The sequence below is a fragment of the Sulfitobacter sp. HI0027 genome, assembly GCF_001634775.1.
Lineage (GTDB): Bacteria > Pseudomonadota > Alphaproteobacteria > Rhodobacterales > Rhodobacteraceae > Sulfitobacter.
In genome coordinates this window covers 1-272 of record NZ_LWER01000329.1, presented here as the reverse complement: position 1 = coordinate 272, position 272 = coordinate 1, and the positions used below count along the sequence as shown (strand labels likewise).

The window sequence follows — 272 nt, the reverse complement described above, 5'->3', positions numbered from 1 at the left end:
CGCCCAATCTGCAAGAACTGTACCTTGGTTCGCTCGAAGCCATTGGCATCGACATGGCGCTGCATGACATTCGCTTTGTCGAAGACGACTGGGAAAGCCCGACGCTGGGCGCGTGGGGTCTGGGCTGGGAAGTCTGGTGCGACGGAATGGAAGTGTCCCAGTTCACCTACTTCCAACAGGTTGGCGGCCATGACTGCCACCCTGTCTCGGGCGAGCTGACCTATGGGTTGGAGCGTTTGGCGATGTATGTGCTAGGTGTCGATCACGTAATG

At 58.1% G+C, this 272-nt stretch carries 1 protein-coding gene; it reads left to right on the top strand.

Features of this window, described 5'->3' with window-relative positions; translation table 11 throughout:
- On the top strand, positions 1-272 hold a 272-nt coding region (locus A3722_RS16230), incomplete at both ends, for a glycine--tRNA ligase subunit alpha (protein WP_150120528.1).